Below are 14,679 nucleotides of genomic sequence, written 5' to 3'. Positions count from 1 at the left end.
GTTCTACCTCTTTCTAATGTCTTTTCGAAAAGAATACAGACTCAATCCACTCACTAGGATACAAACTAGACCAGCTTCTTTGCTTTGCATCATCCAAGGAAGGATACAAAGCATCGGCATCCATATACCCCCGATCCATAATTTTTTGGATACAACGACAACAAGTCCGCCGATGATCAAGGCAATCAAACCCCACATTGGACGATACATCACCAACAAAGCACACGTACAGGCCACTCCTTTCCCACCATGAAAATGGCGCCAAAACGGAAAATCATGACCGAAAATGGTCCCCAAGCCTGCATACAATATGGCCAAGGATGTCGGAAACAACCAATGACTAAGGCCCATCGCAAGAGCACATTTACCTAGATCACCCAACAATACGATCATGCCCGGTTTGAATCCTAACGTAAGCATGACATTGGCCATACCCGGGTTGTGAGAGGCTCCTAAGGTGGCTGCCGAATGGCCGGTATAATGGTAACTAACGACATCCGCCGTTAAAAAAGAGCCACAAAAATATCCAATCAAAAGACAAATCCATCTCATGAAAATAGTATATCATAGATGGTATGAATAAGAATTATGTATATATCGTTGAGTGTGCAGACACCACCTACTACACTGGATGGACCAATGATCTCGAAAAACGTATCCATGCGCACAATGTCGGCAAGGGGGCCAAATACACCAAGAGTCGTCGGCCCGTACGGCTTGTGTATTATGAGACCTTTGCGACCAAACAAGAAGCCATGGGGCGTGAATATGCGATCAAACAATTATCTCGCCAAGAAAAGGCACAGTTGATCAAAGCAGGATCGCCGCAATCAAAAACTGTGCCAAATAATAAAGAACATGATTCACAATGATATCGATGGGACGATCGTTGTTGGTGCCAAAATAGGTCCGGCTCAAGATCAGATCACTGAATACAAAACAAAGGGTTCCACCAAGTAAAAGGGTCAAGGTGGCATCTTGTTGATAGCCAACCATCAAGGTCAAACTAAACAAAGGAACCGCAAACAATACCGTACCATAGATCAAGGAGATTCCTTTAAAGATACCATATCGCAAATGCATGGTTTTTTCCATGCCCACGATCGCATAGCTTAAGCCCATGGCCACCAACAAGATGACCAATAAAAGCATGGGATGGCCGTATTGGCGCAATAAAAAACAAATCAAAAAGAAGTGTTCGATCGCAAAGGAAATAAAACCCGCAAACGTATATGGATGATCCTGTTTTGGATAGGTCCATTTCATGCCTAACCACATATCACCAAACACACCACAAAATAAAGCGACCAAGATCAGAATGGCCATGGAAGATGGATGTTGAAAAGCTAACCAACATGCCCAACCAAAAAAACCAATCGAAGTGGCCACCTTAAAAAAGAGTGTAGATACTCTTTGATGGTTGATGCGGGCACGCAAGAACAACACCAACATGATCATGCCCCAAAGAATCCAAATCATAAACATTCCCCTCTTCTTGTTCCACTATAACACATTTACGCTATACTGTTAGTGATGGAGGTTTTTTATGGCAAATATTCGGAAGGGTGAACATCAAAAATTAAAGATGTTGTATTTGATGAAGATCTTTAATGAAGAAACAGACGATGCGCATCCATTGACCATGAATCAGATCATTGAGAAATTGGCTGCTTATGGCGTCAATGCCAATCGCAAAACATTGTATCAGGATTTTCAAGAGCTCCAAGATTTTGGCTTGGACATTACGATGAATCGAACCGGTAAACAATGGACCTATAATGTTGGCAGTCGGTTATTTGAGCTGGCCGAATTAAAATTATTAGTGGATTCCGTACAATCGGCCAAATTTATCACCGACAAAAAATCAAAAGAATTGATTGGTAAGTTGGAATCCTTGGCAAGCCATGCCGAAGCGAAACAATTGAATCGACAAGTCATCATTGCCGGTCGCGTCAAGACGATGAATGAGAAGATTTATTATAATGTGGACCGCATCCATGAGGCCATCAATGCCGATAAACAAATCGAGTTCTATTACTACCAATGGACGATCCATAAAGAAATGAAAAAAAAGAAAGAAACAAAATATCATGTGAGCCCTTGGGCTTTGATGTGGGATGATGAAAACTATTATCTCGTTGGTTTTGATGCCCAAGATCAAAAGATCAAGCACTATCGGGTCGATAAGATGAAATATATCGAGATCATTCCTCATGATCGACAAGGCAAAGAACCATTCAAAAAATTTCGTTTGCCCAATTACACCAAAAGCTTATTTGGGATGTTTGGTGGCAAAGAATGCCATGTGACCCTGCGTGCTAAAAATGATATGGTTGGTGTCTTGATCGATCGTTTTGGCAAAGACATTGCGATTGAAATCGTCGATCCAGACCATATTCAAACCACCGTTTATGTCGCTGTTAGTCAACAATTTTTAGGTTGGATCATTGCCCTAGGCAATCAAGTCAAGATCATCGGCCCGGATGATGTGGTCCAACAAATGAAAGCATTGGTACAAAGCGTATCCAATCAATACCAAGACTAAAGAATCCCTAAAGGCATACCTTTAGGGATCTTTCTTAATGATTTTTTTCAGGAATGATCATGACAACGGTATCCGCATATTTGACACAATACGTCGTTACCGAACCAATTGTACTAAACCAGCCATCCTTTGTAGATTTGGTCATGATGATCGCATCAAATTTGCCTTTTTTGGCATATTTGACAATTTCTTCACCCGGATTGCCATAAGCTGTTTCAAAATCCACCTTGTAGCCTAGATCCACCAATTCATCATCGGAACTATGTTTCATGACGGACATCATATATTCTTGCGCAGATGTATACTTGGCTTTGAGCTCCATTTCCCCAACCGAATCCGTTACCATGAACATAGTAATTTCCACATCTTCGGGTTTGTAGTTTGCCTTTAACCAATCAATTGTTTGTAGACTACGCCGTGTACCATCAATAGGTAATAATACTTTTTTCATATACCGTCAGTCTCCTTCTCTTTCATTGATATTATACACTCTCCATAAAAAAACGCAAAGTATCACAGATACTTTGCGGATAAGCTTTCTAAACTTTTCAAATAAGATTCCACCGGTTCTTTTGCTTCTTTTTCTTTGCACAAACGATCCACTTTTTCTTTGGACTCTTCCGGTAAATGCATCAAAGCAATTTGGTACAAAACTTGATCTTCCTTTTCGGTATGTTCCTTCAACAAGGTGGTATAGTAGTCAATTTCCAAACAAGCTGTAGAAACGGCTTCTTCCGTTGGTTCTTCTTTGCATTGTTCCAAAGCATCGGCCAAACGGGCAATATGCTCTCTACCTTCTTGATGTTCAGGCAACATGACCCCTTGAATGATATCGGTCGTCATCCATACCGTTTCCATAAGTTCCGGAAATAAAATATCTTCCTCTTTCATATGATGATGTTTATCGGCATACTTTCGAGCAAAATCTATCGTAGCTTCAAAATCTTCAATTGGTACATCTTCTCCTGCTTGTAACTGTTTGACCATGGCACGCATGACCTCTAACATTTTTCGTATTTGAATGTGTTCATTCATCATTAAATCAATGGCATACATCGTACTTTCCTCCAACGCGTACATGGTATCATGGTCCTTATAAAATAAACGTTGGAAAACCAACGCTTATTTTAATCGCCCATAAATATCAGCCAGATCACGAATACTATATGCCAATTCATCCGATAAGAAATGGGGAACCAAACGCCACTGCCAATTGCCCTGTGAAGTACCTGGCGTATTGATCCTTGCTTCCTTGCCTTTGACCAAGTAATCCGATAAAGATACAATGGCTAGATCGGCCACCGAACGATACGCTTCCCGAATGAAATCCCATACAAATTGACCTGGATTGTTGGCATCCGTATGAATGTATTTCGAAGCAAAGATACGATCACTTTCATTCAAGGTTTCAAACCATTCCAACGTGGTTGGATTATCATGCGTACCCGTATAAACGACACTATTCTTCTTATGATTATGGGTCAAATAGTAACTATCATGATTCCATCCCGTAAACGCAAACTGTAAAACGTTCATGCCCGGGAAGCCACTCTCTTTTAATAATTTTTCTTTTTCCGGGGTATTGGTGCCTAAGTCTTCAGCAATGATCTGTATATCCGGACAAACCCGTTTCAACACTTGAAAGAAATCCAATCCTGGCCCTTTTTTCGCAATACCGTTTTCAGCGGTTTGATCCTCATAAGGAATCGCACAATATTCACTAAACCCATGAAAATGATCGATTCGCACCACATCAAACCAATTTTGGGCATGTTGCATCCGTTGCATCCACCAATCGTAATGGGTCTTCTTTAAAGCCGACCAATCATAGACTGGATTGCCCCATCGTTGACCCGTAGGGCTAAAAGCATCCGGCAGTGTTCCAGCCACATATTTAGGTAGGTAGTCTTCATCCATCCAGAAAATTTCAGGATGTGCCCACACATCACTGGAATCCATTGCACAATAGAAAGGAATATCCCCAATGATCTGAATGCCTTGGGAATGAGCATAAGCCAATACTTTTTTCCATTGTTTCGCAAATTCATATTGTTGGAAATAATAAAAATTCATTACTTTTTTATTTTCCGTTTCTATTTGTTTCAAATAACTTGGCTTGCGCATGCGTGCCTCTAAAGGCCAATCATTCCAACTTTTGCCTTCCTGCTGTTTTTTGATGACCATATATAAAGCATAGTCTTTTAACCAATACGATGCTTCTTTTTTAAATGTCTCATAGTCATCATCGGCATGAAACCGCACAAAAGCTTGTTTGATCAAGTCTTGGCGATAATTATATAAAGCGCCATAATTGATATGTTCCACATCATGACCAAAATCATAGCTGTTGCATTCTTCTTCGGTCAATAAACCATCTTGGATCAGATCTTCTAAAGAAATGAAATAGGGATTGCCCGCAAAAGCAGAAACCGGTTGATAGGGCGAATCGCCAAATCCGGTCGGATGCATAGGCAAGATCTGCCAATAGGTTTGTCCGGCTTTTTTTAAAAAGTCGATAAATTCATACGCTTCCTTAGAGAAGCAACCAATCCCATATCGAGATGGCAAAGAAAAAATAGGGTATAAAATACCTGCACTGCGTTTCATGATCATTCCCCTTTTACTTTCGATTTCTATTTTAGCACAAAAGTATGATAGTCTTGTGGTATGGATAAGAAAAAAGTAACCGTAGGGATCTTGGCCCATGTGGATGCTGGCAAGACCACATTGATCGAATCGATGTTGTATCAAAGCCATCAAATTCGCACCTTGGGACGCGTCGATCACCAAGATGCCTTTTTGGATTTTGATGACCAAGAACGCCAACGTGGCATTACGATTTTTTCCAAAGAAGCACACTTCGAATGGCTTGATACCGATATCTATGTCATCGATACACCTGGACACATTGATTTTTCGGCCGAAATGGAACGAAGTCTCCAAGTCTTGGATCTGGCCATTTTGTTGATCAATGGACAAGATGGCATCCAAAGCCACACCAAGACCATTTGGAACTGTTTGGAACACTATCAAATTCCGACGATCGTATTTGTCAATAAAATGGATATTTGTTTTCGCAGCAAAGAGGAATTATTGAATGATCTACCCAATACCTGTATTGATTTTGGTTCGACCGATTATCTGGAAAAAGTCGCCTTAGCGAATGAAGATTGTTTGAATGCCTATATCGAAACCCATACGATTTCCCCCGCTTTGATCCAACAAGCCATCTATCGACGGGAATGTTTTCCTTGTTTCTTTGGCTCAGCCCTGAAACAAGAAGGCATCCAACCTCTCATGGATGCGATCGTACAATACAGTTTGGATAAAGAATACCCTTCTGCCTTTGGTGCTTTGGTCTATAAAATCTCGATGGATGAAAAAGGCCAACGACTCACTCATGTAAAGATCACAGGGGGTACGTGTAAAGTTAAACAAAAGATCAATGAAGAAGAAAAGATCGATCAAATCCGCCTGTACAATGGCCAAGGCTATGAATCGGTCCAAGAAGTATCGGCTGGTACTATTTGTGTATGGACAGGCCCATCGCATTTGGAATTTGGCCAAGGCATCGGTTGGCAAACCGATTGTCGCGTCCCTACTTTAGAATCATACATGCATTATGAATTGGTCTTACCAAGTGGTGTGGATCCACTCTCTTTAATAGACGTTTGCGCCCAATTGTCACAAGAAGACCCACAACTGCATATGGTCTATGATGAAAAACGCAAAAAGATCACTTTACGCTTGATGGGACCCATACAAATGGAAGTTCTTTCCAAACGCATTTATGAAAAGACCCAAATTGAAGTCGGTTTTAGCCATGGCGACGTCCTCTTTAAAGAAACCATTCAAGCGCCTGTCATTGGGAAAGGTCATTTTGAACCTTTGCGTCATTATGCCGAAGTCCATCTTCAATTGGAACCTCTTGCGCGCCATAGCGGTATGATCTATGAAAGTGAAGTATCCACCAATGCGCTTCCTCAAAATTGGCAGCATTTGATTTTGACCCATTTAAAAGAAAAAGAACATCCGGGCATATTAACCGGAAGTCCCCTAACGGATATGAAAATCACTTTGATAGCGGGCAAAGGCAGTATCAAACATACGATGGGTGGCGATTTTCGCCAAGCAACCTATCGAGCCATTCGCCAAGGTTTGATGCAAGCCAAAAACATCTTATTGGAACCTTATTATGACTTTACGATCCAAGTGCCACAAAGCAGTTTATCCCGCGTCTTATATGATCTCGATCAACGACATGCCAAAGTCGAAGTCCATGACCACACCATAACCGGAAAAGGACCGGTTCGCACGTTAGCCAATTACCAAAATGAATTAACGGCGATATCCAAAGGCTTGGGTACATTTTCTTGTCGTTTGGCTGGCTATGACATTTGTGAAGATGCTGATACGATCATTGCTCAAAAAGCCTATGATCCCGAAAAAGATCGACGTCATCCAACCGGTTCGATCTTTTGTACCCATGGAGCTGGTTTCTATGTCCCTTGGAATGAAGTTGATGACTATATGCACATTCAACCCAAAAGTGAAAATAGCCAGTCGTATCGCAGTGTCAAATATACCATTTCCGATGAAGAAGCCAAACGGGTATTTGAAAGGACAAATGGAAAGAATACAAATAAAGATAAACACAAGGTAAAGAAGAAAAAGAAAATCGATCTAGAAAAAGTCGAAATCCAACCACAAACCATCAAACCCGAGTGTTTGGTAGTCGATGGCTACAATCAGATCTTTGGATGGGAAAGTCTCAAAGGCCTCCCCTTTGATTCTGCTAGAGATCGACTCATTGATCTTTTAAGTAATTATCAAGGCTATCGCAATTGTTTCTTGATCATCGTTTTTGATGCCTATCGTGTAAAAGATAGTACCCATCGTTCCTATAAAAAAGGCGATTTGGAAGTCATCTTCACCAAATACGATGAAACGGCCGATAGCTATATTGAAAAACATGTATCGGCATGGAAAAAACAATATCGTTTGATCGTGGCTTCCAGTGATGGATTGATCCAAAACACCATTTTAGCCCATGGCTGTCAAAGAATGTCAGCCAGAGAACTCGAAAAACGAGCCCTATCCACCAATGCCGAAGCATTCAAGACGTTCCATACACTTTGAATGTCCGGGGTCTGGATCTTCCATGCCCCGTTTTTCTTTACCAATGTCATGGTGGCTTTTTTGGTGACCACTTTTGACGTAGATAGATTGGCCTGTATATCTTTGCGACATTGTTTGCCAATGGTCGGAATATTTTCCTTTAAGGACGACGAATTCATCAAATACGGCAAAAGATCCACATACAATTGATTTTTCAAAGCATCCACATCCAGTTTGCGATAACGAATCGTAACTTGGACCTTGGCCTTGGTTTGTTGCTTATTCAGCGTAATCGATTGGATCGAATGCGATTGAACCATTTGGGATAAAGTGTCCCGCATCGTATGATCCACTTCATTCATGACTTGTTTTTGTACTTCCTTATCATCAATGAGCTGGACCTTATCGTTAAACGATGTCTGCATATCAGTCATGGCCAGAGCTTGGATCCATTCTCCCTTTTCGATATCGGTCCAATACGTATCTACCGTTTTTTCCACTTTGTGTTTTTCCAAGATAGCACAACTACTTAAACTAAAGACCAAAAGAGATAGAAAGCATAATTTTAAAAGCGTTTTCATTTGTCTTTATTGTAACAAAAAAGAGCTGTGACAAACACAACTCTTTTTGAAATTCATTAAGCGTTTACTGTTGGTGCTACATAGGTACGAGCAGCCAATTCTTGATCCAAGGCATACAATCCTTTTGGATCGGATCCAAACAAATGATATTTCTTTAAGATATCTTCGGCATTCTTTTCTTCTTCCAATTGCTCTTTCACAAACCAGTCATAAAATTGCATGGTTCGATAGTCTTTGACATCGTCTGCCGCTGCATAGATGGTATTGATCAATGAAGTCACATATTGTTCATGTTCCAAACCAAATTTCAATGGATCTTCAATAGAAGCGTACGTCTTATCAGGTTGGTCGATGGCTAAAAATTGAATCGGTTCGCCATTATCGATCAAATATTGACGCATCATCATCGCGTGATCGCGTTCTTCTTGGGCTTGGACATCATACCAATTCGCAAAACCATCTAAGCCTTGATCATAAAAATAATTCGCAAAATCCAAATACAAATACGCCGAATAAAATTCCTTATTGACTTGCGTATTGATCAATTCTTTCACTTTTTTATCCAACATAGAAATTCCTCCATTCACCTGTATTATAGTGCTTTTTTATGGCATTTCAACCATGACACGATCTCATCACTTTCATACATTGGCTGACCATTGATAAACAAACAAGGCACCTGTTCCTTGCCACCCACACGAATCAGTGTTTGTCGGTCCTCTTCGTTTTTATGGATGTCATGATACGTGATATCCTTACATCCTTGCGCTTCAATCTCGCGCATCACTTTTCGACAATACGGACAGGTTTCAAACATATAAAGATCTAACTTCATTTTGTGTCCTCCTTTCCTTCAATTTTATGCCCTTTTTTTAGAAAGTCGAGTAAAATGAAAGATAGAAGGGAGTCTTATATTTATGTGTACAGTTATTACTTACGCAACCAAAGATCATTATTTTGGTCGCAACTTAGATCTTGAACTATCTTATAATGAAAGTGTCACGATCACACCTCGCAACTATGTATTTACGTATCGTCATGTGAAGGAACAAAAGGCTAACTATGCTTTGATTGGCATGGCAACCGTTGTCAATCAGTATCCTTTGTATTATGATGCCACCAACGAAAAAGGCTTAAGCATGGCCGGTCTCAACTTTCCCAAAAATGCCGACTACAAACCGGTCCAAGAAGGCAAAGTCAACATTGCCTCTTTTGAATTGGTGCCTTGGCTACTGACCCAATGTGAAACCGTGGAAGATGTCAAAGCCAAAATGAAGGATGTCAACATCACCAATACGGCCTTTAGTGAACAATTGCCACCTTCCCCTTTACATTGGATGGTCTCCGATCGAAACCACAGCATCGTCATTGAAGCCGTCCATGATGGAATCCACATCTACGATGATCCAGTCGGTGTCATGACCAATAATCCACCATTTGATAAACAATTATTTAACTTAAATAATTATCGCTACCTATCCAATCGAACGCTTCCTGAAACCTTTGCGCCTGGACTTGAATTGGATGAATATTCCCGTGGCATGGGCGGTATGGGCTTGCCTGGTGATTTATCCAGTGCTTCCCGCTTTGTGAAAGTGGCTTGGACCAAGCTCAATTCCGTTTCAGGTGCGAGTGAATCCGAAAGTATTTCGCAATTTTTCCATATCTTAGGTTCCGTTGATCAACAACGTGGTTGTTGCGAAGTGGCACCCGATCAATACGAAATTACGATCTATTCCAGTTGTGTCAATGTGGATAAAGGCATTTACTACTACACGACCTATGAGAATTCACAAATCACAGCCGTTGATATGTACCATGAAAACTTAGATGGCGATACGATCATCACCTATCCATTGATCAAAGGCCAACAAATTCATTTCTGTAACTGATCATGCAGATATTGATCTCACCCGCCAAACAAATGAAGCCTTGCGACGATTTTGTTTCGATGACACAGCCTCTCTTTCAAAATGAAGCCCATCAACTCATGGATCGATTGGCTACCTATTCCTTAACGGAATTAAAGAACTTGTATGCGTGTTCAGATGCCATTGCTCAAAAAGCGTATGAAAGCATTCATCAATACGATCAGGCCCCTATTTATCCGGCATTGTTTTATTTTCATGGAATCCAATATACCTATATGGCACCTGATGTCTTTACCAATCAAGAAATGCAGTATGTCCAAGCGCATGTACGAATCGGTTCTGGACTCTATGGGATCTTACGCCCTTTGGATGGAATCAAAAACCAGGCATCAATTTATACGACTTTTGGGCGGATAAACTCGTCCATACGTTTCGTGAGGAACCCATCTTAAATTTGGCCAGTGCTGAATATGCCAAAGCCATTGCCAAATATCGGCCCATGATCGATGTGCGTTTTTATGAAACCGTTGGAAACCAGTACAAAGAAAAAGGGGTCCATGTCAAGATGGCCCGTGGACGCATGGTTCGATATATGGCTGAACATCAAGTCGAAACGATCGAACAGCTATATGCGTTTGATGATCTGGGCTTTATCTATGATCCGAAACAAAGTACGCATCAAACATTGGTCTACAGAAAAGGAGGAAGCTAATCTTCCTCCTTATTGTTGTTTTGGGATTTATACAATAGATCCATTTTCATTTCATAATAACTAGGACTCATATCCAAATAATGTTCATGCGGATTATCAAAACGCAATTCGGAATCCCATATCTCATTATGGATCTGATCCCATACATATTTTTGAATGTCTTTTAAAGGAACAGGAGCACTGATTCGCTTTCCTTCTTTGATTACTTGATGCTGCAATTCTTTAACGGAATAGTTTTCATAATGCATGTTCTTCCAAGGCTTTTTCGAATCCACATACCGATAGCGTTTGGATGTATCAATGGGTCGTTCATCGTATTTTGTCAACAAATCCGCAACGGCTTTGCCTTCCTCATCAAACACGCGATAGACTTTTTTACGACCTGGATTGGTGATCTTTTCTACCGTCTCACTGATCTTGATCTTTGGAATGCGTTGCCCATCTTTTTCGGCTTCCGCCATTTTATAGACAGCGCCAAATACCGGATCGCTCTTTGAGGTGATCAAGCGCTCCCCCACACCATAACTATCGATGCAGCCCCCTTGATCCATGATGGAATTGATCGTATATTCATCCAAACTATTGGAAGCCACAATAATGGCATCTTCCAAACCAGCTGCATCTAGTTTTTGACGCACTTTGCGAGATAAATAAGCCAAGTCTCCTGAATCCAAACGAACGCCTTTTAAACGTTTTCCCATGGGTTCCAATACTTCTTTGGCTACCCGAATCGCATTTGGAACACCCGAATTCAATACATCATACGTATCGATCAAAAGAATGGAATCATCGGGATACAATTCGGCAAACTTTTTAAATGCCGTATATTCATCTTCTTGATACATGACCCAACTGTGCGCCATCGTACCACTGACAGGAATATCAAACATTTGACCAGCCAACACGGTGGCCGTTCCGACACATCCACCAATATAAGCAGCTCGTGCACCATATACGGCTGCATCCATATTATGAGCGCGACGTGCGCCAAAATCAGAAACAGCTCGCCCTCTGGCAGCACGAACAATGCGACTGGCCTTGGTCGCAATCAAGGATTGATGATTGATTTCGGCTAAAATGGCCGTTTCGACCAATTGGGCATCGATCAATGGGGCACGCACCGTAATGATGGGTTCATTCGGATACATGATCGTTCCTTCTGGAAACGCAAATAAATCCCCTTTGAAATGATAGGTCTTTAAATACTCTAAGAAATCTTCACTAAAGAGGTGTAAAGAGCGTAAATAATCAATGTCTTCTTGATCAAAGTGCATTTGTTCGATGTATTCGATCACTTGTTCCAATCCCGCAAAGATCGCATAGCCACCATTATCGGGATTTTTTCGATAGAAGACATCAAAAGTTACATAATCATTGCGATCTTTTTCTGACAAATACCCATTGGCCATTGTCAATTCATAAAGATCCATCACCATACTAATGTTCCGTTTGTCATAAATCGTTTTGTTCATCGTACTATCCTCGTTCATTGCCCATTATTATACGCCTTATTTACACGGGTTTCCATGTTCAACGAAAACTCTTTACCCAATTCAACAAAGAATCGGGATACACATTTTCCAATACGGACTGTTTCATTTGTTCCGTGACCGGTCCATTTTTGGCCATCTTTTGAAGAATACAAGCTTGTAGTTCTGCTACGCTCATTTGTTCATACGGTACATGCCGCACTTCTTTTGGCAAGGAAATTTCCTTTTGTTTGGGCATATCCATTTGGTAATCAATGGGTTCAAACGTTTCTTGATGATCGGGCAACCAAATTTCTCCGCCACAAGCCGGCAAATCAATCGATACATGGCCGTCTTTGACTTCGATCACTTGTCCGGATAATACCCCGGTATAGATTCCATTTTCAATGGCCAAATCAAAATGAGTCGGTGCTTCATCGTTATTGACCATCACCAAAACATTTCCTCGATAAAAGGCATATTGGCGATTGGTCAACAAGACTTCTTGATACGCGCCATACGATAGGGCAGGCGTGGTTTGTCGTACATGGCCCAATGTCGCAATGACTTGGGTCAATGCGATGTCTTTCCTTTCTTTTAGATTCAAACAAGGGCGTAAATTCCAATCCGAGCCCTTCGTTTTCTTGCCTTCAATGGCCCATTCACTGCCATAATAAATCGATGGAACACCGGGCAATGTATACAACAAAATATGGACCGGAATCAAATGCGCCGGATTGGTCAATTTGGAAGCAATCCGTGATACATCATGATTATCCACAAAATTATACAAGCGAATACCCAATGGATCATTGTGTCCCATTTCGTATAACCGTTTGACGGTATGCGCAATTTCAAAATAATTATGTTCATTGTGTCCAGAATACAAGGCTTTATGCAACGCATAATTGGTCACAGCATGTAAATGTTCTGGATTGGACCAACGATTGTATTCACCATGAATGACTTCCCCCATCAAATAAAAATCCGGTTTGACGGTATTGGCTTTTTGACGCAAAGCTTTCATAAAATCAAAATCCAACACATCGGCAGTATCCAAACGAATGCCATCCACATCAAAGGTATCAACCCAATATTGAATGATGAAACAAATATAGTCGATCACCTCGGGATTTCTTTGATTCAATTTGACCAATAAATCATAGCCACCCCAGTTTTCATAGCAAAAGCCATCATGATAGGAATTGTCCTCCTGAAAATTGATGTGGCAGAACCAATCTTTATATACAGAATTTTCTCTCTTTTTCTTGACATCTTGAAACGCAAAAAAATCACGTCCCACATGATTAAATACGCCATCAAAGATCACATGGACCTTTTTTTCATGACAATATTTCACAAAATCAACAAGATCTTCATTCGTTCCCAAACGACTATCCAAAAGTTTGTAGTCCGTCGTTTCATAGCCATGTCCAACCGATTGAAATAAAGGTCCTATATACAATGCGTTACAGCCAATCGCAACCAGATGATCGACCCATGGAATCAATTGTTTGATCCGGGCCACCGGCGTTGTGTATTCATTCTTTTTAGGAGCTTTCACTAATCCCAATGGATATATGTGATAGAAAACCGCTTCATCAAACCATGCCATATGCATTCCCCCTCTAAATAGATTTATTATAACACAAAAAAAAGAGGTCTTATCGACCTCAAAAAACAATTAATCCACATCCATGACACGGATCATGTTGGTTTTACCGGATTCTCCCAATGGAACACCCGCACAAAGTACGACTGAATCACCCGATTCAACCAAGCCGGCTTTTTTCGCTGCATGGATGGCTGAACTAAACAACATTTCGGTCTTATCTTGTTGCGGAATTGTCAATGGCGATACACCAAACAACAAGTTCATCTGGCAAGCTACCGTCTCTGAGATCGTACAAGCAATCACTTGACGATCGGGATGATAGCTGGCAATGCGACGTCCTGTATAACCGGAAATCGTGACACAAAGGATGGCTTTGGCATTGATGTCTTTGGCTAAGGTAACCGCCGCATGGGAAACGGCACGTGTCTGCGATACTTTTGAGCTTTGTGCACGCAACTTACCAATTTCATTATAATCCACATCTTCTTCGACACGTTTGGCAATACGAGCCATCGTACGACAAGCTAATACAGGATATTTACCATTGGCGGTTTCTCCCGACAACATGATGGCAGTGGTTCCTTGATAAATAGCATTAGCTACGTCATTGGCTTCGGCACGAGTTGGACGTGGATTATGAATCATCGAATCCAACATCTGGGTAGCCGTTACAACGATCTTGCCACGTTTGATACATTTTTCAATGATCTGTTTCTGGATGATTGGTACATCTTCCAATGGAACTTCGACACCTAAGTCACCACGCGC

15 protein-coding genes and 1 pseudogene are annotated in these 14,679 nt (G+C 41.0%); 5 read left to right on the top strand and 11 right to left on the bottom strand.

Annotated features, from left to right (window positions below; genetic code table 11):
* Window positions 1–3: 3 nt before the first annotated feature.
* Window positions 4–552: a glycerol-3-phosphate acyltransferase gene (locus tag SOS22_RS07020; RefSeq protein ID WP_320596767.1), complete on the bottom strand. Its 549-nt coding sequence runs from the start codon at window positions 550–552 to the stop codon at window positions 4–6.
* Window positions 553–575: 23 nt separating this feature from the next.
* On the opposite strand from SOS22_RS07020, the gene SOS22_RS07015 reads away from it, so the two are divergent.
* Window positions 576–872, top strand: a complete 297-nt coding sequence (locus tag SOS22_RS07015) for a GIY-YIG nuclease family protein (RefSeq protein WP_320326237.1) — start codon at window positions 576–578, stop codon at window positions 870–872.
* Here SOS22_RS07015 and SOS22_RS07010 read toward each other — a convergent pair.
* Complete coding sequence (locus SOS22_RS07010; protein WP_320596766.1) at window positions 811–1,479, bottom strand: lysoplasmalogenase family protein; 669 nt, start codon at window positions 1,477–1,479, stop codon at window positions 811–813. The two genes, SOS22_RS07015 and SOS22_RS07010, sit on opposite strands and share 62 nt — an antisense overlap.
* A gap of 67 nt (window positions 1,480–1,546) precedes the next feature.
* On the opposite strand from SOS22_RS07010, the gene SOS22_RS07005 reads away from it, so the two are divergent.
* Window positions 1,547–2,545 carry a helix-turn-helix transcriptional regulator gene (locus SOS22_RS07005; protein ID WP_320326239.1) on the top strand — a complete coding sequence of 333 codons (999 nt, stop codon included), beginning with the start codon at window positions 1,547–1,549 and terminating at the stop codon, window positions 2,543–2,545.
* Window positions 2,546–2,579: 34 nt separating this feature from the next.
* Here SOS22_RS07005 and SOS22_RS07000 read toward each other — a convergent pair whose 3' ends face one another.
* The 3 genes from SOS22_RS07000 to malQ all read right to left on the bottom strand — a co-directional run bounded on the left by SOS22_RS07000 (window position 2,580) and on the right by malQ (window position 5,251).
* On the bottom strand, window positions 2,580–2,996 hold the full coding sequence (locus SOS22_RS07000) for a universal stress protein (RefSeq protein WP_320326240.1): 417 nt from the start codon (window positions 2,994–2,996) through the stop codon (window positions 2,580–2,582).
* Between the two features lie 62 nt (window positions 2,997–3,058).
* Window positions 3,059–3,625, bottom strand: coding sequence for a hemerythrin domain-containing protein (locus SOS22_RS06995; RefSeq protein WP_320596765.1), 567 nt, complete (start codon window positions 3,623–3,625; stop codon window positions 3,059–3,061).
* Between the two features lie 42 nt (window positions 3,626–3,667).
* Complete coding sequence (gene malQ / locus SOS22_RS06990; RefSeq protein ID WP_320596774.1) at window positions 3,668–5,251, bottom strand: 4-alpha-glucanotransferase; 1,584 nt, start codon at window positions 5,249–5,251, stop codon at window positions 3,668–3,670.
* Between malQ and SOS22_RS06985 the strand changes: the two genes are divergently transcribed.
* On the top strand, window positions 5,213–7,684 hold the full coding sequence (locus SOS22_RS06985) for a translation factor GTPase family protein (RefSeq protein WP_320596764.1): 2,472 nt from the start codon (window positions 5,213–5,215) through the stop codon (window positions 7,682–7,684). The two genes, malQ and SOS22_RS06985, sit on opposite strands and share 39 nt — an antisense overlap.
* Here the strand turns inward: SOS22_RS06985 and SOS22_RS06980 are convergent.
* Genes SOS22_RS06980 through SOS22_RS06970 form a run of 3 tightly spaced genes read right to left on the bottom strand, consistent with a single transcriptional unit; the run spans window position 7,603 to window position 9,079 of the window.
* A complete protein-coding gene (locus SOS22_RS06980; protein WP_320596763.1) occupies window positions 7,603–8,244 on the bottom strand; it encodes a hypothetical protein in 642 nt (213 codons plus the stop codon). The two genes, SOS22_RS06985 and SOS22_RS06980, sit on opposite strands and share 82 nt — an antisense overlap.
* Window positions 8,245–8,300: 56 nt before the next feature.
* Window positions 8,301–8,813 (bottom strand): ferritin, encoded by a 513-nt coding sequence (locus tag SOS22_RS06975; RefSeq protein WP_320326245.1) that lies wholly within the window; start codon window positions 8,811–8,813, stop codon window positions 8,301–8,303.
* A 23-nt stretch (window positions 8,814–8,836) separates the two neighbouring features.
* Window positions 8,837–9,079 carry a glutaredoxin gene (locus tag SOS22_RS06970; protein WP_320596762.1) on the bottom strand — a complete coding sequence of 81 codons (243 nt, stop codon included), beginning with the start codon at window positions 9,077–9,079 and terminating at the stop codon, window positions 8,837–8,839.
* 82 nt (window positions 9,080–9,161) lie between these two features.
* Between SOS22_RS06970 and bsh the strand changes: the two genes are divergently transcribed.
* On the top strand, window positions 9,162–10,136 hold the full coding sequence (gene bsh / locus SOS22_RS06965; protein WP_320596761.1) for a choloylglycine hydrolase: 975 nt from the start codon (window positions 9,162–9,164) through the stop codon (window positions 10,134–10,136).
* 2 nt (window positions 10,137–10,138) lie between these two features.
* Window positions 10,139–10,827 (top strand): annotated as a pseudogene (gene yaaA / locus SOS22_RS10885) (peroxide stress protein YaaA).
* Here the strand turns inward: yaaA and SOS22_RS06950 are convergent.
* The 3 genes from SOS22_RS06950 to SOS22_RS06940 all read right to left on the bottom strand — a co-directional run.
* The gene (locus SOS22_RS06950; protein ID WP_320326249.1) at window positions 10,824–12,299 is read right to left on the bottom strand and encodes a nicotinate phosphoribosyltransferase; all 1,476 of its coding nucleotides are present in this window, start codon (window positions 12,297–12,299) and stop codon (window positions 10,824–10,826) included. The pseudogene yaaA and the gene SOS22_RS06950 overlap by 4 nt on opposite strands.
* 58 nt (window positions 12,300–12,357) lie before the next feature.
* Window positions 12,358–13,911 (bottom strand): alpha-amylase family glycosyl hydrolase, encoded by a 1,554-nt coding sequence (locus tag SOS22_RS06945; RefSeq protein WP_320596759.1) that lies wholly within the window; start codon window positions 13,909–13,911, stop codon window positions 12,358–12,360.
* 69 nt (window positions 13,912–13,980) lie between these two features.
* The coding region (locus SOS22_RS06940) for a pyruvate kinase (RefSeq protein WP_320596758.1) at window positions 13,981–14,679 on the bottom strand (699 nt) is incomplete at its 5' end.

The sequence above is a fragment of the Absicoccus sp. genome (assembly GCF_034090965.1).
GTDB lineage: Bacteria > Bacillota_I > Bacilli_A > Erysipelotrichales > Erysipelotrichaceae > Absicoccus > Absicoccus intestinalis.
The sequence above is the reverse complement of the archived record's forward strand: the minus strand, read 5'-3'. Positions and strand labels throughout refer to the sequence as shown.